Here is a 24,428-nt window from a genome sequence, read left to right as displayed (position 1 = left end):
AGTCATATTTTTGATCTGATAGAAGTCACAGAGTGCTTCATCAGGCTTTAGGCATTTTTTGTATCAGTTGTGAAATCTTACGCGTCAAATGCAGTGCGCCATAATCATAATTTGATAAGGCAATCAAGGTGTAACCTCTATCCAAATGCATTTCTAACTCTGCACTCACACCGTCTATAGCACCGCCGTGTCCAACGACCTTGCCCGTACTCGCATTTTTCACCAAGAAACCATAACCATAGCGATGCCCATTGTGATCCGTCCAGAGCGTTTGCAAAGTCTCGGGTTTCAGTAACTTCGTTTGCTTTAAGGCTTGCACGAACGCAAAAAGATCGGGCGCAGTGGAATAGCCGCCGCCAGCCGGGCCACCGCGCATAGAGTATTTGTAGGTATTTTCTATCCAGGGAAATTTCCCTGAAAACGCAGGCATATAGCCTATCGCCAAATTTTCAATCGGTTCATCAATCGCATAGTTATCGCTATTGAGCATTCCAGCTGGTAAATAAATATGCTGACGGATATAGTCGGAATAATTTTGTCCACTAACCTTTTCTATCACTACACCCAGCAGATGCATACCAGTATTGCTATACAAGAAATCTGAGCCGGGTTGAAAACGCAAACTTTCATCTTTGATCAAAGGTTTTAGATCATCGACTTCGCGATACTGACCTTGCGCCGATTTTTCAAAAGTCGTGTTAAAGAAACTTTCTAAGCCAGAAGTGTGTGTGAGTAAATGGTGAAGCTTAATTTGTGATGTGATTTTCTTTGGTAACCAACTACTATCAACCCATTGATCTATCGTGTCCTGATAATTTAATTTCCCCTGTTCCATCAATTGCGCAATCGCTATCGCTGTAAACATCTTGTTCATTGAACCTAGATTGAATTTAGTGTCGATATTGTTCGCGACATGATAACGCTTGGATGCCTCGCCGCAAGCGGTTTTCAATAGCACTCTCTCGTCTTTTGCCAGCATCACGCTGCCGGAAAAGATATCTTTCTCGCAGCCTATTTTCACCAATTGCAGTGACTGCTGTATCAACTTGGATTCTTCCGCATTTGCAGCATTGTTGGCAGCATTTTCGGGCGCTGCCTTCATCAAACGCGGGCGTATATCGACAAAACGAGGCGCCGCGTCATCATTGAAAATCAGTGTTATTTCATGATAATCACCATAGGCACTGTCTTTCACCTGCAAGAGTTTAATCGTGACATTGCCTTTCTTAGGAACACTTTTAAGTGCAATAAAATGAAATTTTCCATATTGTCGTGCCACACTTTGAAATTGCGCTACATGCTCGGCAATCGGCATCGCACTCTGAAAATCTTTATCCGTATATTCACGAATGAATTGCTTAATTTGATCGGCCTGAGCAGAGTTAAATGCACTAAGCAAAGCCAATATAGGCTTAGTCGTCTTATCCTCGGCTGGTAAATCTGGATTAGCTGTTTGCGCTGCCTGCTCTGCTTGCGCTGCTTTCTCCACTTGCCCGGATTGGCTCAATGGCTGCGCCTGCGTAGGTAAAGCGACTTGACTACTTAGGAGTGCACACAAAATTATGACCTGTTTCAGCATATCGAATTTTCCTCATCAATGACGTTGTAGACTCACTTTGAATTTTGTTATTCAATAGTGACCTCGCATCTAAGTGCAATTCGTATGCCAGCTCAGTTCCAAGCTAGTTTCAAGTTGGTTTCAAGCCAAATTCAAAATCAAATTTCTATATAAATCAAAGCATTAAGAAAAATAGAAACATCGTCAGAATTATGTCAGTCAGTGAAAGCCGTGCGTATCAGCACAGATTTTCAAACAGCAGCTACTTTTCGTGCGAATTCGCACACAAAAAAAGCCGTTGCAGAATCACACTGCAACGGCTTTTTTATCGATGTACAACAATCTATTTCGCTTGACTATCCAACCAAGCCCGAATCGCTGGCACGCGTTCTTGTTTGACCTTGATGCGATAGCTAATTCCTGCGATCACCGTTTCGAGTTCACGCCGTGCACTTGGGTCTAGATGTGCATTTGCGTAGGCGTTCAACTTGGCGATCATTTTAGAATCGGACGACGCACTCGCTAATGCTGGGAAGAATCGACTGCGCGAAGTTCCGTCCACGCGCTCGTTCACCTTATCCATATTCGCCACAGCGAAATCAAACGCCAAATCGGCATGATTGGCTGACACTTGTCTTATCATCGCAGCACTATTGGTTAAGCCTGGCTCGTCAGTCAATGCCAGATCTAAGGCCTGTTGTGCAAGTGCTTTGTCGTTTGTCGAAGCTAATAAGGTATACAAACTTTGACGCACTAAGGATGATTTTTCCGCATGCGCTTTGGCGTGTAGTGCATCCCATGTTTTTTGGTCCGCATTACCTGCCACAATACTCAAAATGAGCAACCGCAAAGCGGCAGGTGCTGCGTTTGGATCAGTATCCATCACTTCGAAGCGACGCTTTGCTTCAGCCAATACACCTGGTTCACCCAACGCACCTAATACGCCAATTAAATTAGAACGGAAGTTAGCAACATAATCGGCCTCACCTGCTTTTGCCTGCCAGCCTAATTCTTGCATCAGTGGCGATAGGCGTTGCAACGCGAAATGCGTAAATGCTTGTTGACGTTGCGGATCACCTTTCAGATACCCATGCAGGGTCACGAACACGTCGGCAATATCTCCCCACACTTGCACACTCGCTTGCGATGGCGTTGCTTTTACCAGATCAAGATAAGCCGTGATCGGCTGTTGTCCTGCTAAACCCATGGACCAGTTATCTGACAAAATGCCGACCTGATCAATGGCTGCGACCTGTCCAAAATTTTGAGTTAATTGCGCAAGAACTTTTGGAGCATATAGTGTGCGGTAGTACCCGACTTGCCCGGCATTCACGACTACCGTACCACAGGCAGGTAATTGCAAACTACCTTTTCCATTTACCACTAAAGTGTTAGCGACAACTTTCGTACCTGCGATTTGTGCCACCACTGGAACGCGCCAATGCAATGGTTTTTTGCCAGCGATATCTTTTGAAAACTCACCTTGACGCAAGCTGACGATAGATTGCCCATTTTTACAAGCCACATCATCGACGTAAATCAATGGTACGCCAGGCTGTTCGGTAAAATCTTTGGCAATCGCGACGATAGGCTTGCGCGCGGCTTTTTCAACTTGTACCCACAAATCACGTGATTGAGTGCTGCTATAGGCATGCTTTTTCATGTAGGCACGCACGGCATCACGCCATGCATCTGCACCAACATAGTTTTCCAGCATACGAATCACTGCTTCACCTTTTTGATAGGTGATGGTATCGAATGCCTGACTGGCCTGATCTACCGTGCGAATCTTTTGCACCACCGGATGCGTGGTCGCTAAAGCATCGCGCGCGATCGCTTGTTCACGCACGGCAATCGCATTAAATTCTGGTAACCATTCTGGATGCAGGCGCATCATGGTACGGTTTTCCATCCATGAGGCAAATCCTTCGTTGAGCCACAAATCATCCCACCATTGCATCGTCACCAAATCACCAAACCATTGATGTGCAGTTTCATGCGCAGCGGTGACAAACGCGAGTTGCTTGTTCGCATGTGTGGAAATGGCGGGGTCTAATAAGATCGAGCTTTCAAATGTGAAAATCGCGCCCCAGTTTTCCATGGCGCTAAAAAATTGACTAGTACCTGGTGCTGCCACATTGTCTAATTTCGGCAAAGGATAGCGCGTGCCAAAGTAATCGTTAAATTCACGCAATATGCCTTTTGATTCTTCTAGCACGTACCGCGCCTGATCAAGGCTGCCGCGCTTAGCAATCACGCCAATTTCTGTGCCTTCTGCCATAACTGTCGCGCGTTCAAAATCGCCGACACTCAAGAACAACAAATAAGTCGACATCTTGGGAGAGGTTCCAAACTTCACCAGACTAGTACCATTCCCCAACTCCGTCTTGGATAGCACCGGCATATTGCTCACCGCCATTTGCTTGCTGGGCACCGTCACTTCGAGATTAAATGTCGCTTTGAAAATTGGTTCATCCCACGATGGAATCACACGTCGCGCGTCGGAATTTTCAAATTGGGTATACAAAGCTCTTTGCTTGCCATCTGCGCTATCGTAGTCGAGCGAGAACAAACCCACGGCCTGGGTTCCGATCACGCCGTCATACTCCAACTCTAGTTTGTATTCGCCTTTCTTCAATGCTTTGGAAAAGTGAAAACTCGCGGTTTGAGCTTCTTTATTGACGGTAACTTTGGCGTCATCGAATTGCGCTTTGGTTTTCAGATCAATCAAGCGTACTCTTTTAAAACTAAGATCGGTCGCATTTAAAGTAATGCTATCGCTCGCTTGCAGTAGCGATAAAGTGATTGCAGCTTTGCCCGAAAAACTGGCTGCCTGCGCATTCGGCGTTAAGGCAATATCGTAGTGGCTAGGGCGAACACCACGCGGCAATTGGGTAGTGATCTTGCTGTAATCGATTGATATTGCATCTTGATGTTGATGCTGCTTTGCTTTGGCTACGTCTTCTGCAGCCCATGTTGTCGCTGGCAAACTACCGCTGATGAATGTCGCAATTGCCAGTGAAATCAAACTTGGTTTCATTACTTTCCCTCACATCTGTTCTTAATAACACTTACGCCATGATGCACTTGTCGTGGTTTGCATCGCTTGGCATGTGTTCTGATTTTTATATTGATAAAGAATTTCACATTCTTTATAGCCTTTTTTTATAGCTATTCATTAATTGCTAATTCTTAGTCTCTAAGAAGGCAAAATTAGTTCCGCATTATGAAGGGAATTACATCTTTATTTTGCATAAAATTGGTTTTCAACTCTGTCATCTGCCCTACAAAATTCCGTAGGTAGCGCTGGCCGAACATGTGAACAAAATCTTACATTTCAGAAATGTGGTAGCCGTTTTATATAAATTCAGCAGAATTTGACATGCTTAACTTGACGACTAGTACCACACTCTGCCCCTGAACCGGATGGCCGGGAAAATTATAATCAGGAGTAAACATGCTACAGCGACGTCCGATAGCACAAGCTATCGCCCTACTGTTTTCTGGCTTCGCAGCGATGCCAGTCAGCGCGCAACAAAGTGACAATATCAACAATAGCGTCAACAATAACGGTACCAACAACGCAGCCCAGCGCGTAGAAGTGACCGGTAGCCGAATCAAGCGCGTCGATGCAGAAACTGCTTCCGCGGTGCAAGTCATCACCAAAGAAGAAATCATCCGTAGCGGCGCAGTGTCCTTGACCGACGTCTTACGCACAATACCAGCAGGAAATGCTGGCGGTTACAACACTGAAGGACCGCCAACGCAAGCCTTTGGTGCTGCTGGTATTTCTTTACGTGGTTTGGGTGTTGGTTCGACGCTGGTATTAGTGAATGGTCGTCGCACCGCGCCTTATGGCTTCGGTACTGCATCTTTCGTCGACACAAATTCGATTCCCGTGGATGCCATCGAACGTATAGAAACTTTGCTCGATGGTGCTTCGGCGATTTATGGTGCAGATGCTATCGCGGGCGTCATCAACATCATTTTACGCAAAGACTATCAAGGCAAAGAGGTCTATGGCAGTCTCGGTACCAGCGGCTATCGTGATGCAAAGTCTCGCTCAGCTGGCATCAGTTGGGGACAAGGAAATATGGTCAAGGATGGCTATAACTGGATGATCAATTATGGTCACCATGAACAAGACCCGGTCTTAGCCAATGCACGACCACGTACTAAGGATGCCGATTTCCGTCGTTTCAACATGGCAGACTCTCGCTCCAGTTTCTATCGCAATGTCTACCAAACGGGCGGCTATTATGGCGGCGCATTTATTGCGCCTTTAGCTGGTTGTACGCCTGTCAATGACACTGCGACTCCAGCCTTAAATGGTCGCTGCGTATTAGACAATACAAAAAACGTCAACGTCGTCTCGGCCTCGACCAATGATGCGGTCTATGCGACGGCCAATTTGGCACTGGGCGCAGACTGGCAATTATTCAGTGATGCCTCGTTTAGTCGAGTGAAATATGCAGCCAATACCTACAGCTATGGTACCTCCGCGTACGCGGCTTACACCTATGACCTAGTCGATGTCAAAGGTGAATTCGGCAATGCCCCAGGTTCACCGATTGCCTATCTGGTGTTACCAGTCGGGCATCCGCAAAATCCTTTAAAAGATAAACCTGCAGCTGTCCGCTATAACTTTGACGATATTCAAAATCGGATTCAATCCGCCAATGACAACTCGCGTCTAACCTTGGGCGCGCGCGGCAATCTCGGTGAATGGGATACTGAAATCGGTGTCATGGTTGCCAAGGCAAAAGGGGCGATTCGTTACCGTGGTTACATTCAAGATGCCGTGCTGACTGGTGAGGTACTCGACAAAAACGGCTACGTGAATAAGAACTTCGTATTGGGTAATGCAGCAGCCAATGATGCTGGATTGATGGCTAGACTCTATCCAGCCATGCGTAATGTATCCGATACCAGCACCACCTTAATTGACGTAAAAGCGAGTCGAGAGCTGTGGCAATTGCCTGGTGGTCGTGTTGGCGTATCAGTCGGTGGCGAATTCCGTCAAGAAAAATTTAGCTCAGTTCCGGACGACTTATTTTCTTCTGGCGCGATCCAATTATTTTCGATTACAGGTTCCGTTGGTCAACGTCATGTTGCCGCGGCATATGGTGAAATCGTTGCGCCCGTATTAAAAGAACTGGAACTCAACGCTGCCGCCCGTGTGGATCGCTACAATGATTTTGGCGCAGCAACTACGCCGAAATTTGGCATCAAATGGAAAGTCTTGCCGCAATGGGCTTTGCGTTCGACATTTGCACATGGATTCCGCGCACCAACCTTGCCTGAAATGAATTCAGGCACCATCGCCGGTTATATGAAAGTGCAAGATCCTAAGTTTTGCCCAACACTGAGCACAGACAATCCGCAATGTGATCGCTACGTGCAATATGAAATTGGTCAGAATCCCAATTTGAAAGCAGAAAAATCCAAGAGCTTTACATTCGGAACAGTCATCGAACCAACGCCTGGTTGGTCACTTGCACTGGACTACTACGCAATCCAGCGACGCGATGAAGTATCACAAATCAGTGCCAAATATTTGTTAGAGCACGAAAGCGCCTATCCAAATCTGGTAATTCGGCATGCCGGCACCAATGTGATCGATAAGCTTTTATTGCTCACATCTAACCTGGCGCAAACCGAAGTGCGTGGCATCGACATGGACGCACGTGGTGAAATAGGAATGGGTGAATACGGAAAACTGCGCCTGAATGCCAATTTGAATAAAGTACTGAGCTACAAATCAGCGGAGAATTCCAGTGTTGAAAAAGTCGACTACGCCGGTTATTACACGACGCCAAAAAACCGCGCACGCTTTGGATTGGGCTGGGAACAAGGTAATGTGAATTTGGGCTTTAATTGGAATTATGTTGCCGGTTATTCTTTAAAAGCGACACCAGAATCGAATTGTACTTATCAAGAAAAAAATCCTTCGTATTGCCAGGTTAAACCTTGGCTAACGACTGATGCCTATCTGACGTATCGCTATAACAAAGATCTCAATCTAAGCCTGACCGTGCAAAATCTAGTAAACAAAGAAGCACCGTTTGACGCTTCCATGATCGCTTATTTACAAGGTTTTAATGCGGCTTTTCATAATCAATTGGGACGCTTTGTGCAGATCAGTGCTAAGTATAGTTTTTAAGCGGATTAGCTAACGAAGAGTCAATCAAAATCCCTCGACGCTGAGGCGCAGAGCCGCGTGGAGAAATTCTTGATGCGTCTTTACCGCATCTTTGCGTCGAGGGAATTTTCATTCATCACTTAGTCCTACCCGTACCAGCACCGCTACTCCCGGTGCTGGTTTTTTTCGTTTTCCATGATGCCAACGTCAACCATGTCACCAAAACTTACCTCAATATCGATACTGATTGCATGTGCTGTAGCATTCACGCTAAGTGCATGTAGCTCAGCACCGCAAAACCAGCTCATTCCCAATCCAGCACACAATGACAGCATGCGCACCGAATGCCCTGGCGTCATACGGACTTACACTGATCTGAACGATCCTGATACTCTACCCAATCTAAAACTACGTGCTGAGCGCGCATTAGCTAATCACGGCCTACGAGTGCTGTGGGAACTGCAAAGCCCTCATGGGCAAGGATTAACCTTCACCGAACAGGCCAGTGACCGACAACGCTTAACCCGCTTACTCGACGCAATACTGCCCGCCTTCACACGCTACCCGTCCAATTTTTTTCAGAATATGCAAGTGCGCGACATTGTTCTGGTTAAAGACTTTCATGTCGGTGGACAATTTCGTTTAGCGATGCCAGCACCGGAAAGCGATAGCTTGGTATATGCCGATAACGGCCACCCGCAACTTTGCATGGCGGGCATGGAAATGCGTACGCATCATGAGTTTTATCATCTGATAGAACATCGCTTATTTAAGGATTTTTATTTCCGTGATCCTGCATGGCTCGCATTAAATCCAGCAGAGACGCACTATGGTCAAGGTGGTGCAACAGCGTACGGTAAGCAATTTCAAAATCTAGGCCATCCACGAGCTGGCATGGTAAGCCTGTATGCAGGTTACGGTTCCGAAGAAGACAAGGCAGAAGTGTTTGGCTGGATGATGACACCTGGCTATGCGGAACGCCTGCAAGATTGGGCTAAACAAGATGGCTCGTTGGCAGCAAAACTGAGCTGGATGCAGAGGTTATTAATGGCGCAATCGCATTGACGCTTTTGATTTAATCGGAGCTGCCGAGTCCAATAAAACTAATGAATATCAGCACTCAAATTCCCTCCCCTTCAAGGGGAGGGCTAGGGTGGGGATGGGTTTTCGTACGTGAAGCTTGCGTCGATATCGACATACACTCAATCCAAAGCCGCTGTTCGATAAGGATTAATCTCCGAAGCGCCAATCACACTACCCTGATTTCCCCATGCATTGCGGATATATGTCAACACCAGAGCAACTTCAGCGTCATCGAGAAATGGTGCAAAAGGCGGCATGCTATATGGTCGTGGATTTGCTTTGGTGGCAGGCGAAAACCCACCAGCCAAAATCACTCTGACGGGGTTACTGATATTCAGCATTTGTATCGAGGGATTACCTTTCAATGCCGGATAGATCCCCGTCTTGCCCTCGCCCTGTTTGCCGTGACAATCAATGCATTGAGCGCGATAGATGGTTTCGCCACGTAGCATGATGTCTTGCATCTGTTCCTTGCTCACACTTGGTCGCGCCAACGCTTGATCCAAGATATCCGGCGTGTTTTGTTTCTGTTGCGGCAAAGCGCGTAAATAACTGGCAATCGCTTGCGCGTCTTGATCTGTCAAATGTTGAAGGCTCTCTTTGACTACTTCTGCCATAGGGCCATTCACACTCGATGTTGAATTCACGCCGTGTTGCAGGAGTTGCGCGATGTCAGTGCTTTTCATCGCTGACAAATTCAACTCTTCCTGCGCATTCAACGATGGTGCATACCAAAGTAATCCCACCATGGCACCGCCAGAAAAATCATCGCTACCGCGATTCGCTCCCAAACTATTACGTGAACTATGACATGCACTGCAATGAGCCAAACCACGCACTAAGTAGGCACCGCGATTCCATTCAAAGCTTTGTTTAGCGTCAGTTGGCAACACTCCCGGCTTAAAATAAAGAGCCCGCCAAATCGCCAGCGTACCGCGCAAACTATATGGAAAATCTAATTGATGTAACGCATTTTTCTGCGCCACAGGAGCTTGCGCCTGCAAATACGAAAACATCGCGTCGGCATCGGTTCGGGTGACGTGCGTGTAATTCGGGAAAGGGAAAGCTGGATACAACAAGCGCCCATCTTTGCCCTTACCATTGTGTAACGCGTTCCAAAAATCTTCCGCAGTCCAATTGCCTATTCCAGTCAACTTGTCCGGTGTGATATTCGGCGTAAGAAACTGACCAAATTCCGATTGCATAATTCTGCCACCAGCAAACGGCGCACCACCACGTGCAGTGTGACAAGCCATGCAGTCACCGAGTTTGACCAAATACGCGCCGCGTTCAAGTACAGACTGCTTGGCGAGTGTTGTATCATCCAAATTTGTTGGTGCAGGTTCGCCACTGTTAGCCGAAGACTGATACGTTTCGCCTAAGCGATAGCCATACCAAGCCGTTAGTAAAATCGTGATGATAGCCAACGCGAGTAACAGCAAAAGCAACTTGCCGATTTTTTTTGCGGAAATTTTCATGGCAACACACTCCCGCATGCGAGTGGCAATTTGAAATCTTTTGCTGCCAAAGGAGCCTTAGTATCGACTGGTAAATTCTGTGTTGCCAGCCATGCAGAAACCGCAGCGATATCGCTGGCATCTAATTGTTTTGCCACGCTATGCATGCAATCAGGTGCAGTTGCATGTCGGCTACCGGTCTGCCAAGCGCCTAATTGCGCAACCAGATAATCACGCGGCAAACCTAATAGACCAGGAATAAATGGTGCGAGGCCAGTCATTTTATCGCCATGACATGAGATGCACGCTGGCAATTTCTTGCTCGTATCACCCAGTTTTACTAAAACACGACCACGCTCCAACGCGGCGGCAGAAGCCTGATTCGGCTGCGGTGCGGCATACGGTGGATTCAAGCTGGCGAAGTATTCTGCAATTTCTTGCAAGTAGCTCTCATTCAAATGCGCGACCATATACGTCATCATCGGATATGTACGCTTCGCATCCCGAAAATTACGTAATTGATTAAGCAAATACCCAGCTGGTTTACCGGCGATACGTGGGTAGAAACCATCGGTCGTAGCACGACCTTCTTGACCATGACAAGCAACGCAGGCTTTCACACGTTGTGCCAACGTATCCGGCACGGTTTGCGCAGCAGCGACATTGATTGCACCCAACATAATCAGGACACTCAACAATCCTGTTCGACTATTTTTCAAAAAATTTTTCATCGCCATCTTTAAAATCAAAGACGCTTGCCATTTGCGCCTTTTCCATCGATTCGATAGAGAGGCACATCCTGCAAGCGTCTTTAAATTACACTAAGGGAGCCACGCCAACATCTTAGAATTGTCGCCAGAAGCCCTCTCGCAAACCTATTCCAACAAACTACTCCATATCTTTCGGTTTAGCACTGCTGCTAGCTTTCGAAATCGTTTTATCCGCTAAACGCTTACTCGATTTAATCAATTCGATTTCGTCACTCAAGATATGTGCCGCTTCGATCAAGAAGACGTCTTTCGCTTCTTTACTAGCTTTTTCCGCCGCCAATTCTGACGCTAAGCTACGCTCACTGCCTTGCAAACCATCATCCTGTGCAGACAATTTGCTGGCATCATTTTTTCCGCCAACTTTGACTTTGCCATCTAAAGATGCACGAACTGCTTCGCGTTCTTTATTTTTCTTTTCACGTAGATCACGCTCAGCACGGCGCTCTTCTTCGTTCAAAGAAATGACTTTTTTCTCTTTTTGTTTTTGGAATTCAGCAATATCTTCTTTAATGAATTGGAATTCCTTATCTTTGGCGATACGCAATTCATGACGTACTTGCAGCATCGCTTGCACATCTTTTAAATTGCCAACTGCATGATAATTTGCTGGCTTAATTTGCACCCAAGGCAAGGCGTTGTCATAGCTTGATTCACCATAACTATCCGCATCAACAAAACTAGGGTAAGCAATATCTGGCGTCACACCACGCAATTGTGTCGTACCGCCATTGACGCGGAAGAACTGCGCAATCGTCATCTTCAAATCGCCATATTGCGGTTTATCGCTACGCGCCATTTGATCCAAACTAATCACTGTTTGTACCGTGCCTTTACCGAAACTGTTTTCACCAATAATCAAGCCACGACCATAATCCTGAATCGCTGCCGCAAAAATTTCTGAAGCCGATGCAGAACCACGATTAATCATCACGCCAAGCGGGCCATCCCAAGCGACGACACCAGCACTATCGTTTTCGATATGTACTTTACCTTGTGAATTACGTTGTTGCACTACAGGGCCTTTGCCGATAAACAAACTCGTCAACTCCACTGCTTCATTCAAAGAACCACCGCCGTTATCGCGTAAGTCAATCAAGACGCTATCGACTTTTTCTTTCTTCAACTCTGTCAGCAGTTTCGCTACATCGCGGGTTGCACTCTTAAAGTCTTTATCACCGCGACGACGTGCGTCGAAGTCCTGATAGAAAGTCGGCAACGCGATCACACCAATCCGGCGTGTTCCTTCGGCTGTTTTCACTTCCTGAATCGTCTTTTTCGCAGCTTGTTGCTCTAAAGTGATTTTATTCCGCACCAGCACCACCGCTTTGTGTGCACCATCAGGTCCAGCGTCGGCGGGCAAAACATCTAATAACACCGTAGTATCTTTAGGACCACGTATCAATTTAACGACATCATCCAAACGCCAACCCATCACATCAACCGGCGTACTTCCAGCACCTTGGCCTACACCGACAATACGATCACCGACTTTTAATTTGCCGGATAAGGCTGCCGGACTGCCTGGTACTAATTCACGCACCGTCGCCATTTCGTCACGATCTTGCAAAGTCGCACCGATACCCGTCATCGACAAACGCATAGAAATATCAAAGTCTTCCGCTGCTTTGGGTCCCAGATAATTCGTATGTGGCTCAACCGACATTGCGTACGCATTCATGAAAAGCTGAAATACATCTTCACTCTTCAGTTTATTCATACGTGTCAAAGTGGTTTCATAACGCTTGTCCAAAGTGGACTTAATTGCCGCAGCATCTTTACCAGCCAACTTCAAGCGCAACCAGTCGTTTTTAACACGTTGGCGCCATACATCGCGCATCTGCGCTTCACTTTGTGGCCATGGTTCTTTATCGCGTTGATAGCGATAAACTTCTTTTTCAGAGAAGTCAAAAGTCGAATTCAGAAGCTCACGTGCATAAGTTAAACGCTCACGGAAACGTTGGTGATACAAATTGAACATGGCAAATGGTGTCGTCAAATCCTGACCCAAAATCGCATCATCCATCTTGTCACGTGCAGCAGAAAACTTATCGATATCTGATTGAATGAAAAAAATCCGATCACCATCTAAGGATTTCAAATAACGATCAAAGATTTTTTCTGACATCGCGTCATCCAAAGGCACGGCTTTGTAATGGAAGCGTGTAAAAAATTCCGCCGTCATATTTGCCGCCTGGATTTGCTGCGGTAACGGTTGGAAATTGAGCGCGGTCTTTGCGCTACCGACTACAGGACTATTATCTTCGAGGACCGTAGTCTGCGGAGCACTAGCCCCTGCGAACGCAAAATGCGTAGAAACCGCTAATGCCGCAATTGCCAATCCAATCAATGTCTTTTTCATGTTCATTCTCCAATTATTCGTATTGCAATGAGCGTCCATCATGTACTGATCAAGCATATAAAAAACACATATGCAAAAAACACATAAAAATGCTCTAAAAATAAATACTTTTAAATAGCAAAATACGAATAGATTTCAATTTTTTCTGCGCAAACGTTCAGAATAAATAAAGTCCCAAACTTTGCATTACGTGATGGCAGCATAACACTTGTTCACCTTTAATACAGCCAGTTAGCGCCGTCTATCCGTCATTTTCAGCGCATTTTTTGTAACGATTTGTTGTTCTGACCACTACTGGTATTTTAAGTTCCGAATTGACGACCTCAAGAGCTAGCCACAAAAATAATATAGTTATTCTGAAACTCTGTCATCGCAAGACCAGTACTGGTGCGTTATTCATAGAAATGCACAAGCTTTTCCGTTCTTTTCAACGTATGAATGTCACAAAATTTTGCCTGCAGTTTTTTATTTTTCGTCTACACTAAATTTAGCTTATGGTTTTCCTATCGTCTGCGTAGTAGAAGAAAACCACATCGCAAGCAAAGTCTCGACCTAATTTGCAGCACAATTTGCAACACAACTTGCAACACCATATGCAACACAAATCGCAACGCAGAACGCACAAGTTCAAAGGAGATCAAAATGAATATTTTTGACAACTATGCAGCCCGTTACGAAAAAACCCGTGAAGAGGAATATTCATTGCAGGAGTTTTTGGATCTCTGCAAGAAAAATCCGCTCGCCTACGCCACCGCTGCCGAACGCATGCTCGCAGCCATCGGCGAACCAGAACAAATTGACACACGTAATGACTCACGGCGTTCACGCATATTCTCCAACAAAGTCATCAAAATCTACCCTGCGTTCCGCGAGTTTTACGGCATGGAAGAAGTGATCGAACAAGTCGTCGCCTACTTCCGCCATGCAGCGCAAGGTCTGGAAGAGCGCAAACAAGTGCTGTATCTGCTCGGCCCTGTCGGTGGCGGTAAATCCTCGATTGCTGAGCGTTTAAAATATTTGATGGAAAAAATCCCATTCTATTGCATCAAAGGTTCACCAGTGAATGAGTCGCCACTCGGCTTGTTTAACGAAGAAGAAGACGGTGCGATTTTGGAAGAAGACTTTGGCATTCCACGCCGCTATCTGAGAACTATTCCTAGCCCTTGGGCAGTCAAACGTCTGCACGAATTTGGTGGTGACATCAATCAATTCCGCGTGGTGCGGCGCTATCCTTCAGTCTTAAAACAAATCGCTGTGTCTAAAACAGAACCTGGGGATGAAAACAATCAAGATATTTCTTCCTTAGTCGGTAAAGTCGATATCCGCAAACTCGAAGATTTTGCGCAAGACGACCCAGATGCTTACAGCTATTCCGGTGGTCTCTGTCTCGCGAATCAAGGCTTGATGGAATTTGTAGAAATGTTCAAAGCGCCGATCAAAGTCTTACATCCTTTATTGACCGCAACACAGGAAGGTAACTTCAAAGGCACAGAAGGCTTTGGTGCGATACCGTTTGAAGGCATCATTCTCGCGCACTCGAATGAATCCGAATGGAAAACTTTTAAGAACAATAAAAACAATGAAGCCTTCTTAGATCGTATCTACATCGTTAAAGTACCATACTGTCTGCGCGTTTCTGATGAGATTAAGATCTACGAAAAACTGATACGCAGCTCTTCTTTATCACAAGCGCCATGTGCGCCAGGCACCTTCAAAATGATGGCGCAGTTCTCGATTTTGTCACGCTTGGTCGAACCAGAAAACTCCAGCATCTTTAGCAAAATGCTGGTGTACGACGGCGAGAATCTCAAAGACACCGATCCTAAAGCCAAATCGCGGCAAGAGTATGTTGATTATGCAGGCGTCGATGAAGGTATGAACGGCATCTCTACCCGCTTCGCTTTCAAAATTTTGTCCAAGGTCTTTAACTTCGACAATACCGAAGTCGCCGCCAATCCTGTGCATCTACTGTATGTGTTGGAACAGCAAATCGAACGCGAACAATTTGCGCCAGAACTGGAACAAAAATATCTGTCCTACATCAAAGAATACTTGGCTGCACGTTACGCCGAATTCATAGGTAAAGAAATCCAAACCGCATATCTGGAAAGTTATTCTGAATACGGGCAGAATATTTTTGATCGCTACGTGACCTTCGCTGACTTTTGGATACAAGACCAAGAATTCCGCGATCCCGACACCGGTGAGAGTTTTGACCGTGAAGCTTTGAATAGCGAACTGGAAAAAATTGAAAAACCTGCGGGCATCTCGAATCCAAAAGACTTCCGCAACGAGATCGTCAATTTCGTCCTGCGCGCCAGAGCACAAAATGGCGGCAAAAATCCAACCTGGACCAGCTACGAAAAACTGCGCACAGTCATAGAGAAAAAAATGTTTTCGAATACAGAAGAGCTGCTGCCGGTTATTTCATTCAATGCCAAAGCCAGCAGCGACGACGCCAACAAACATCAAGAATTTGTCAGCCGCATGGTGGCAAAAGGCTATACCGCGAAACAGGTCAGATTGCTGTGTGAATGGTATTTGAGGGTGAGGAAGTCGTCGTAAGGGGTTGGAGGTTTGAAAAGCCCCTCTCCCGCATGCGGGAGAGGGGTTGGGGTGAGGGAGGTTAAGAAATGTAGGGCTCGGAGCCCCTTCCCCTGCAAGGGGAGATTCGTGGGATTTCGCAAAGCATGCTTTGCGCCACGAATCTCTAAGACGCTTGCAAGCGTCGCGGTGGAAGGTCGGGATAGGGATGGGTTTTAGTAGCGCAACGACGAAAGCTAATTACTCCACCAAACCCCATCCCCACCCTAACCCTCCCCTTGAAAGGGAGGGGACTTTTCACGGCACTCCGACTTATGTAGAGACCTGAGAAAGTAGTTACAGACCAGCAACACCAAAGCCTCAAAAACAGAACTTGTTCGGGAGCACAAATTGGTACATTTAATCGACAGACGAGTTCAAGGCAAAAACAAATCTGCCCCAAATCGCGAGCGTTTTTTGCGTCGCTATAAAGGCCAGATCAAAGACGCGGTCACGCGCGCTATCAAAGGCCGCTCTATCACCGATATGGATAGCGGTGAAAAAATCGCGATCCCAGTCAAAGATGTCAACGAACCGAACTTCGGTCACTCCCACGGTGGTGTCTGGGAAAGCGTCAACCCAGGAAACCAAGAATACCAAACCGGCGATCAAATTGAGCGTCCCAAAGGTGGCGCAGGTAAAGGCAAAGGTCAAGCCGGCAATAGTGAAGACATCAGCGAAGATGATTTTGTTTTTCAAATCAGTCGAGAAGAATTTTTGAATTATTTTTTTGAAGATTTAGAATTACCCAATCTCATCAAAACCCAACTCACCGCCACCACCGATTTCAAAAATCAACGCGCAGGCTATAGCACCACTGGCACTGCGTCTTCATTGCACGTGTTACGTTCGTTACGCGGCGCATTAGGCAGGCGCATCGCCGTCGGTGGTAAATCCAGTAAACGCTTAAAACAAGCGGAAGAAGAACTAGCCGAATTATTGGCTGAGACCAGCGACAATCAAGACCCTAGAATCCTTAAAATCCGCCAAGAGATTCATCATCTGCGCACCCGATTATTAGCGATTCCTTTTATCGATCCTTTCGATCTACGCTACAGCAATCGGATCAAAGTACCTAAACCCAGCACACAAGCCGTGATGTTTTGCCTGCTTGATGTTTCCGGCTCTATGGATGAAAAGAAAAAAGATATCGCCAAGCGTTTCTTTATTTTGCTCTATCTATTCTTGCAACGCGCTTATGAAAAAATCGAAGTCGTTTTCATCCGCCATCACACATCGGCGCTCGAAGTCGATGAACATGAATTCTTTCATTCACGCGAATCAGGCGGCACGATTGTGTCCTCTGCCCTGCGCTTATTGACCGAAGTCATACAAACGCGCTACGCCTCCAGCGACTGGAACGCCTACGTTGCGCAGGCATCAGACGGCGACAATTGGGACAATGATTCTGTCATCTGCAAACAAATCCTGATGAACACCATCATGCCCATGGTGCAGTACTACGCCTACGTCGAAATCACTGATGGCGATCCACAAAATCTGTGGCAAGAATACCTGCAAGTTAAAGAGCAAAAATCTCACTTCGCCATGCAAAAAATTGAGGAGCCGGCCGACATCTATCCCGTGTTTAGAGAACTCTTTAAAAAACAAAGCAAGTGAGGCTGAGGAAAAATGCGTATGAATAGCCACAATGCGATTAAAGATGAAAATATTGCGGATGACAATATGACAGGTACGCCTTCAGCCGAATCTACTTCCTCGCGCAATCCGCGCCGCCTACCAGATCAATCAGAATGGACCTTCGAATTGATAGAACAAGCGCATGAAGAAGTCGCTCGCGTCGCCAAAAACTTTCAGCTAGACACTTACCCAAATCAATTAGAAATCATCACCGCCGAACAAATGATGGATGCCTACGCCTCAGTCGGCATGCCGGTATCGTACAACCACTGGTCTTTCGGCAAACACTTCTTATCCACAGAGAGAAACTACAAGCGCGGTCACATGGGGCTGGCGTATGAAATCGTCATCAACTCAAATCCTTGCATCGCCTATCTGATGGAAGAAAACAGCCTCACCATGCAAACACTGGTGATCGCGCATGCCGCCTATGGCCACAACTCCTTCTTCAAAGGCAATTACCTGTTCCGCACCTGGACCGACGCCGACGCCATCATTGACTACATGGTCTTCGCCAAACAATACATCAGCGACTGCGAACAACGCTATGGCATAGAGGCGGTAGAACTCTTAGTCGATTCCTGCCACGCGCTGCAAAACTATGGTGTAGACAGATACAAACGCCCCACCAAAATCTCACTCGCCGAAGAAAAAGAAAGACAAGAAGAACGCGAGCGTTATCTGCAATCGCAAGTCAATGATCTGTGGCGCACCGTGCCACGCCGCGAAGACGTGGTCAGCGAAGAAGAAATACGCCGCTATCCCGAAGAGCCACAAGAAAATCTGCTCTACTTCATAGAAAAATATTCGCCACTACTACAACCGTGGGAGAGAGAAATCGTCCGCATCATCCGCAAGATTTCGCAATATTTTTACCCGCAAAGACAAACGCAAGTCATGAACGAAGGCTGGGCGACGTTTTGGCATTACACCATCTTGTATCAACTATTTGAAGAAGGCATCGTCGGCGATGGCTTCATGATGGAGTTTTTACAAAGCCACACCAATGTCGTCTACCAACCGCCAGTCAGCAGTAAGTACTACAACGGCATTAACCCCTACGCGCTAGGCTTCGCGATGATGAGCGACATCCGCCGCATCTGCGAACACCCTACCGAAGAAGACAGACTATGGTTCCCCGATATCGCAGGCGCAGACTGGCTAAAAACCCTGCATTTCGCCATGCGTAATTTCAAAGACGAAAGCTTCATCGCGCAATATCTATCACCCAAATTGATACGAGATTTTCACTTCTTCGCAATCTTAGATGACGACAGCAAAAAGACCCTCAGCGTCTCCGCCATCCACGACGAAGCCGGCTACCACGCCATACGCCAACAACTCGCAGGCCAATACAACCTCGGCAATCGCGAACCCAACATCCAAGTCTGGTCAGTAGACCTACAAGGCGACCGCGCCCTCACCCTACGCCACAACCAATACCTGCGCAGGCCACTGAATAATCAAACAGCAGAAGTATTAAAACATGTGGCAAGGCTATGGGGATTTGACGTGTATCTGGAGACTGTGGATAGCAATAATCAGATTATTGCTACGCAGGAGTGTAAGTTGGAGAAACGTAAGGGGCGGCGGGGGTGAAAATATATCCGAAAAGAATTTGCGAAGTAACCTCTATTACTTGAGCGTTACCATTTCTAACTCCCATCTAAGCTCAATGCAGATATGACTAGCGAGCCCAGTTGTCTTGTATTGTATGGATTGCCCTTACTATTTAACAGTGGCACAGAAATTTCAAAGGCAATTTTCCGAAGGATTGGATGGCTCTTAGCAGCTTTAACATTATCCTCATAAATCTCAATTGCACCATTCTCCAGCTCAATAATACGAAGATTTTGATAAGCAGCTTCTTTTACCTTCACAAGCTCATGAGAGAAAATTTTCTTGGGCGTTAATTTCGAAAGTGAAATAGTTTTTTTCCCATTCTTTGATACCGACATTAATGGCAGCACCTCACTAATCACTTTATCCAGCAAAACTTCAATCTCCAACTCTTCAACATTAAATCGTAAAATTACCACCCTATCTACCAAATCAAGTGTATTAGCATTAAAATCTACGTGTCCCTTACCATTACTCATCGTAGTTGTCTTTACCGAAATTCTTTCGCGATTTCGAGTAATTACGTCATAACCTCTTTCGTTTACTTGATTAGCCATTTGCCCATTTTTTAAGAGTGCAACATAGAGCTCACCGATGCGTCCCATTAGGTGACTAAGTGCTGCTGCTTGCACTCCCCAAGCCAGCTCCCTTTCGAGCCAATTCATTGCCTCGCCTAGAGATTGAATTACTTGCATTTGTGTAAGTGCCATATTTACTTATGTCCCAGCGCCGTAGGTGCGACTAGAATAGTCGTAATCGCACAAATGTATTTTAATCCTAACATACTCAAAACGAAATTGATAACTACACTTTAAATCAGCTATACAAGTCACTTTCACAAAGTTTTTTGCTCGAAATATCTCTTATTACAAGCTGTTTTCATACGTATAAAACGCGACACTGATCGCAATAAAACCACTATCAAATAGTAGCCCTAAAATTAATACCGCAGAAATTTGTAACAACTACGAATTGATCGCTCAATTTTTAATAGATGCCTTACGTTCTGGTTCGGATCCAAATAGCTTCTTCGGCGGAACCAATGGAGATGCTCGTCCATATGCAGGCTGATCCACACGGGCTTCACGGTATCGCGATATCAAATCAAGTATTGCCGACAGCTCTGGCACACTTGAATCTTCAACAAAATTGTGAACTTTGTTCGCAGCAGGAGCTGCAACCTTGAGATATTCATAGGCTCGTATAACATCACCATACTTTATCTCATTCAATGATTTAATACGACGTTGGACATCCTCGTTATCTTCAATTTCTGATGTTTTTGAGTTGATCTTTGCGTTTGAATTGTTTTCATCTGAATTGCTTAGGATCTCCAACGCTTTCGAAACAGCTATCGAGAGATTCTTTGCCTCAAGTTTTAGATGCCTGAGAGATTCATTTTCACTAAACCCTTCGGCTCGAGTGTTTTTACCTGTAGAGATAAAACTCCTCACAAAATGATTATTTTCTTCATTTGATACTCCAAGGCTAACAAGTTCAGTTTGAAGGATGAGTAACTTCAACTGTTGTCTTCTCAAAAGATGTCCGCCTTCTTCCGCTATTGGAATCAGTTTTGAAACGTGACTAGATGATTTTGGCAATATCCAACCTTCCCTTAGAGCAATTCCTATCGATACACCAAGTATTGAAAATATACAGAACAACGATGTAGCTAAGGCCGCAGACTGCAACAACATCCAAACCTCATTATTGCCAGGCGGTTTTTCTTCAGATTGCTTTAACGGACTTCCCTTTGAGAGCAGGCTATACATACCACCACCTCCAATGAGGCCAAAGATTCCTGCTACTAATGTCAACCCTACCGGAGATTCGCTCATTCCGGCAAATAGTCCGGCGGTAAATCCTAATATGCAACTTGCGCTCCAAAAGCGCCAATCGATTTGACTGACCTGAGTAAGTGTTTTCTTATTCATATTCATTTGCCTATTTTGGTGTTTACGTTTATTTACGAGTCCCAACTAGCGCTTCAGGTGCGATCAGCTTTGAGTGATCGCAAGTATATCTTTTTCTTTCTAATATATTTAAAACAATATCTTAAATCAGCTCTACAAACCAACTTTACTAAATTTTATCCCTTAAAACATCGCCATTTTCATACGTGCGATTACGCAAAGGTGATCGCACCTACGATGAAGTTAATCCATGACAAATTGGCACCACGCAAAACCCAAAATCATGGCACTTTGACCGCAGCAATTTCTGTTTCAAACAACCAGAGCATAGCCCGTCGATAAGTCTCACCAATCGTCGCAGCATGTGTGCCGCCTTCTAGCTTAATCAGATTGACAGCCCAAGGCGCATCAGTGCGGGATGACCAGTTTGTACCCCACTCCGTCGCATTACGCTGTCTTTGTTCAGTGTCACGAGTACCGGAGCTGATCGCGACTTTCAAGTCTTTTTTGGTGTGATTTGCGGCTGCTTCAAAAAACCGTGCACGGCCTGGCGTTAGGGCTGGATTGCTGGCGATGCGTCCCCAGAATAAATCGGGATCCTCCAGCGCTGACCACAATACAAAATAGCCTGCACGTGATTGCCCGACCAGTATGCGTTTTGCGGCATTGGCGCGGAATTGATTTTCAATTTTGGGGATCAATTCTTTTTTCAGAAAATCTAAAAAACGTGGTGCACCATCTTCACCGAGCGCGGCATCGATTGCGGATGCTGAGAAGTCGATGTTGCGTTTATTAATCGTCGGATCGAAGCTGCCATAGCTGATACCAACAATAATCGCTTCGGGGAGTTTTTCGTCGTAATTCAAAAAAAGGTGGGTAGGTGCCAGTAGCGGAAAAAGGCTATCGCCATCCAACACATACACCACGGGATACGTAGTGGCGTCGTTAGCGTGATAGCCTTGAGGAAGTCGCACATTGATATGAAAATCTCTGCTTACATAGGTCGAATTTATTTTGAAATAATCGCCTTGTAGTGCTGGTAGATGGTTATAGTTTTGTGCGGTTGGCGTCGTTGCTCTTGTTTGATTAGTGGATGCACATGCGCTGATTAAAATACCGAAAACGAGAGTGAGAAAAATTTTCATTTTTTATTGACTAAGTTTGCTGTTTTTTTCTTAGCAGAGAAATTGTAGAACTAGTGATATTACGCACCGTTGTCAATTTAGAAGTTAAACCTGCCCTCGCAATATAGCTAAGCGATTTGACGGAGCATTTGGTGACAGAAAATCGGGGATAGTATTTTCTGTACGCCTCGGCCTACTCAAAAATTCTACTGGCCATTCGGCAACACGTTCTTGTTTAATATGCGCATATTGTTCAGGTTCGGGTTCATCTATGTATTCACACTGCAAAATCAATGCTAGTGGTTCTTCGCAGCCCTTATGCTGTTCTGCATATTCGATTGCTTCTGCATAGGTTTCAAAGGCGTAGAAATAATCATTCCCTTCACAGACATCAGGCGCTCCAAGTTCTGGGTGACACCACACCCGATACTCTAGCACTGCATCCCATACATAGCCGCCACCGGCTTTTGCACTAGCCGGATACTCCCCGACTTTCGTAGCATCAAGAACTAATGGAGGTACAAATTGCAGATCCATAAATTGCCTCAATATTAAATAGCTACGCGGCTCTGCATTTGCACCAAACGAAACCCAAACACAAAACCCACACCAGCCAAACCCCACACTATAGAAGCGACGATCTCGAATGTATTGCGTAACTCTGGATGATTGATCATCAAAGGCCATAGCACTAAGGCGCGTAACAAACAGATAGTCGCCATGCCTGCGAGCCCGGTGCGGAGCAAAGGTAAGCGTCGTATCACGCCAAGTGCAGAAAATGCATAAGCCGCGCAGATTGCCATTAAACCTGCAATCACCAATCCACCGACCGGGGCGATCCAAGTACCATCACGGGCGGATTGGACGATCTTCGGTGGTGCGCCGAAAAAGACATACCAGCTAGGACCTGCAACGATGGTGGCGAGGTGGATGACAACGCCAATTAAGGCGATGATGCCTGCTAGGTAAACCCAAACGGTGTGAGATTTTTTCATGAAAATTTAAGTTTTGGTCGGCGTAAAAAAATTGTTTGAAAATGAAACACAACTCTATTGAAGTACAAAGGAAAGTGGTGAAGCTAAGTTACTAAGCTAAGTGACAATACTATGTAAAAAAATGAGGCTTGATAATGAGATAAATTAATTACAACGTCAATCAAAACCAATAATCAGCAACGCATTTCCCATCGCGCGGCAAATCGTCAAAAGTATCGAGTCCATCAAAATGATCAATCGGAATCTGCACCACGGCTTCTGGTTCTGCCAGCCGTAAATTGACCGCAATACGGCGACGACCTTGCTCGTCCAATCGCAGACCACGCCAAAATGCGACGCATCCACACTCTGGGCAAAAATGAAATTCTAACGCTTTGCCGCGTACATAAGCACGAGTTGTACCGCGAATATTGATGCCAACAGTCTGACCATCGCTCTCGTAATCATAGGCCCATAACACACCATAGCGTCGGCAAGCAGTGCAATTACAAGCGGTGGCGCCATCGGGCTCGCCGGGAAAAGTCCAATGCACAGCACCGCACAAACAAGCGCCTTCTATTAACTGTTTCATTCTATCGCTCCTCTCGTGTGATCTTGAAAGTCTGTGGTGATATTCTGAAAGCCCAGCTCATTCCATGCGTCGCAACCACGGCCAACGCTGCTGATACGAATGGGCTTTTTGCTCATATAGCGTTCGATGCGGTGTGAGTGGATTCATGCTCAACACACCTTGATACAAAATATCGAAACCATTCGGTGCATATACTTCTTGTGGCGTCATGCCAACGCAGGTTGACGGAATCAAAAAGCGATCTATGCCGTCTTGTGCGCTAATGAGTTTGGGATAACTATGCCCGAAGTGCGATTCGTACCAAAGATGGACCCTGGCTTGATTGCACACTTCCAAAGTGATGTTCAGATCTGCAAATAGTTCGTCGGCATATTGCTGCTTTGCTTGCTCGGCTTCTGCGGACAAATCCTCGGGATCGTAATAGAAAATATCGTAGTCTTTAATGCCGGATTCAGGGGCTTGTTGTGAAGTGCTATTCCACACTGTCTGGAACAGGCATCCGGCAACTAGCCAGCTATCAGGCAAAGCGAGCGCATCCCAACGCGCTAAAATTTTTGCGTTGTTGTGGTTGGTGAGCACGTCTTCAATGAATTGTTGTTTCATGGATTAATC

The 24,428-nt window shown here is 45.9% G+C and carries 18 protein-coding genes; 5 read left to right on the top strand and 13 right to left on the bottom strand.

Annotated features, from left to right (window positions below; translation table 11 throughout):
• Positions 1-40: 40 nt before the first annotated feature.
• Both H8K55_RS00690 and H8K55_RS00685 read right to left on the bottom strand, forming a co-directional pair.
• The gene (locus H8K55_RS00690; RefSeq protein ID WP_186940100.1) at positions 41-1,579 is read right to left on the bottom strand and encodes a serine hydrolase domain-containing protein; all 1,539 of its coding nucleotides are present in this window, start codon (positions 1,577-1,579) and stop codon (positions 41-43) included.
• Between the two features lie 322 nt (positions 1,580-1,901).
• A complete protein-coding gene (locus H8K55_RS00685) occupies positions 1,902-4,598 on the bottom strand; it encodes a M1 family metallopeptidase (RefSeq protein WP_186940099.1) in 2,697 nt (898 codons plus the stop codon).
• 417 nt (positions 4,599-5,015) lie between these two features.
• On the opposite strand from H8K55_RS00685, the gene H8K55_RS00680 reads away from it, so the two are divergent.
• Complete coding sequence (locus H8K55_RS00680; protein WP_186940098.1) at positions 5,016-7,721, top strand: TonB-dependent receptor plug domain-containing protein; 2,706 nt, start codon at positions 5,016-5,018, stop codon at positions 7,719-7,721.
• 143 nt (positions 7,722-7,864) lie between these two features.
• Here the strand turns inward: H8K55_RS00680 and H8K55_RS21670 are convergent, their stop codons facing one another.
• Positions 7,865-8,008: a hypothetical protein gene (locus H8K55_RS21670; RefSeq protein ID WP_230408438.1), complete on the bottom strand. Its 144-nt coding sequence runs from the start codon at positions 8,006-8,008 to the stop codon at positions 7,865-7,867.
• A gap of 25 nt (positions 8,009-8,033) precedes the next feature.
• Between H8K55_RS21670 and H8K55_RS00675 the strand changes: the two genes are divergently transcribed.
• Entirely contained in the window at positions 8,034-8,765 is a 732-nt protein-coding gene (locus H8K55_RS00675; RefSeq protein WP_230408437.1) for a hypothetical protein, read from the top strand.
• 137 nt (positions 8,766-8,902) lie between these two features.
• On the opposite strand, the gene H8K55_RS00670 is transcribed toward H8K55_RS00675, so the two are convergent.
• The 3 genes from H8K55_RS00670 to H8K55_RS00660 form a co-directional block, all read right to left on the bottom strand.
• The gene (locus H8K55_RS00670; protein ID WP_186940097.1) at positions 8,903-10,261 is read right to left on the bottom strand and encodes a cytochrome c; all 1,359 of its coding nucleotides are present in this window, start codon (positions 10,259-10,261) and stop codon (positions 8,903-8,905) included.
• Complete coding sequence (locus H8K55_RS00665; protein ID WP_186940096.1) at positions 10,258-10,971, bottom strand: c-type cytochrome; 714 nt, start codon at positions 10,969-10,971, stop codon at positions 10,258-10,260. Before H8K55_RS00665 ends, H8K55_RS00670 begins: the two co-directional genes overlap by 4 nt.
• Before the next feature lie 157 nt (positions 10,972-11,128).
• Complete coding sequence (locus H8K55_RS00660) at positions 11,129-13,369, bottom strand: carboxy terminal-processing peptidase (RefSeq protein WP_186940095.1); 2,241 nt, start codon at positions 13,367-13,369, stop codon at positions 11,129-11,131.
• 642 nt (positions 13,370-14,011) lie between these two features.
• Between H8K55_RS00660 and H8K55_RS00655 the strand changes: the two genes are divergently transcribed.
• The 3 genes from H8K55_RS00655 (at position 14,012) to H8K55_RS00645 (ending at position 19,192) form a co-directional block, all read left to right on the top strand.
• Positions 14,012-15,934 (top strand): PrkA family serine protein kinase, encoded by a 1,923-nt coding sequence (locus H8K55_RS00655; protein WP_186940094.1) that lies wholly within the window; start codon positions 14,012-14,014, stop codon positions 15,932-15,934.
• A 369-nt stretch (positions 15,935-16,303) separates the two neighbouring features.
• Positions 16,304-17,572: a YeaH/YhbH family protein gene (locus H8K55_RS00650; RefSeq protein WP_186940093.1), complete on the top strand. Its 1,269-nt coding sequence runs from the start codon at positions 16,304-16,306 to the stop codon at positions 17,570-17,572.
• A gap of 66 nt (positions 17,573-17,638) precedes the next feature.
• Positions 17,639-19,192, top strand: a complete 1,554-nt coding sequence (locus tag H8K55_RS00645) for a SpoVR family protein (RefSeq protein WP_186940323.1) — start codon at positions 17,639-17,641, stop codon at positions 19,190-19,192.
• A gap of 56 nt (positions 19,193-19,248) precedes the next feature.
• Here H8K55_RS00645 and H8K55_RS00640 read toward each other — a convergent pair whose 3' ends face one another.
• The 7 genes from H8K55_RS00640 to H8K55_RS00610 form a co-directional block, all read right to left on the bottom strand.
• Complete coding sequence (locus tag H8K55_RS00640) at positions 19,249-19,923, bottom strand: DUF6998 domain-containing protein (RefSeq protein ID WP_186940092.1); 675 nt, start codon at positions 19,921-19,923, stop codon at positions 19,249-19,251.
• Between the two features lie 270 nt (positions 19,924-20,193).
• Positions 20,194-21,147 carry a hypothetical protein gene (locus H8K55_RS00635; protein ID WP_186940091.1) on the bottom strand — a complete coding sequence of 318 codons (954 nt, stop codon included), beginning with the start codon at positions 21,145-21,147 and terminating at the stop codon, positions 20,194-20,196.
• Between the two features lie 260 nt (positions 21,148-21,407).
• On the bottom strand, positions 21,408-22,271 hold the full coding sequence (locus tag H8K55_RS00630; RefSeq protein WP_186940090.1) for an alpha/beta hydrolase: 864 nt from the start codon (positions 22,269-22,271) through the stop codon (positions 21,408-21,410).
• 84 nt (positions 22,272-22,355) lie between these two features.
• A complete protein-coding gene (locus H8K55_RS00625) occupies positions 22,356-22,787 on the bottom strand; it encodes a GCN5 family acetyltransferase (RefSeq protein WP_186940089.1) in 432 nt (143 codons plus the stop codon).
• A 14-nt stretch (positions 22,788-22,801) separates the two neighbouring features.
• Positions 22,802-23,245 (bottom strand): hypothetical protein, encoded by a 444-nt coding sequence (locus H8K55_RS00620; RefSeq protein ID WP_186940088.1) that lies wholly within the window; start codon positions 23,243-23,245, stop codon positions 22,802-22,804.
• Between the two features lie 160 nt (positions 23,246-23,405).
• Positions 23,406-23,816, bottom strand: a complete 411-nt coding sequence (locus H8K55_RS00615; protein ID WP_186940087.1) for a GFA family protein — start codon at positions 23,814-23,816, stop codon at positions 23,406-23,408.
• 57 nt (positions 23,817-23,873) lie between these two features.
• Entirely contained in the window at positions 23,874-24,419 is a 546-nt protein-coding gene (locus H8K55_RS00610) for a nucleotidyltransferase family protein (protein WP_186940086.1), read from the bottom strand.
• Positions 24,420-24,428: the final 9 nt, after the last annotated feature.

It is taken from the genome of Affinundibacterium flavidum (assembly GCF_014284175.1).
GTDB lineage: Bacteria > Pseudomonadota > Gammaproteobacteria > Burkholderiales > Burkholderiaceae_D > Undibacterium > Undibacterium flavidum.
This window is presented reverse-complemented; position numbering and strand designations above follow the sequence as displayed.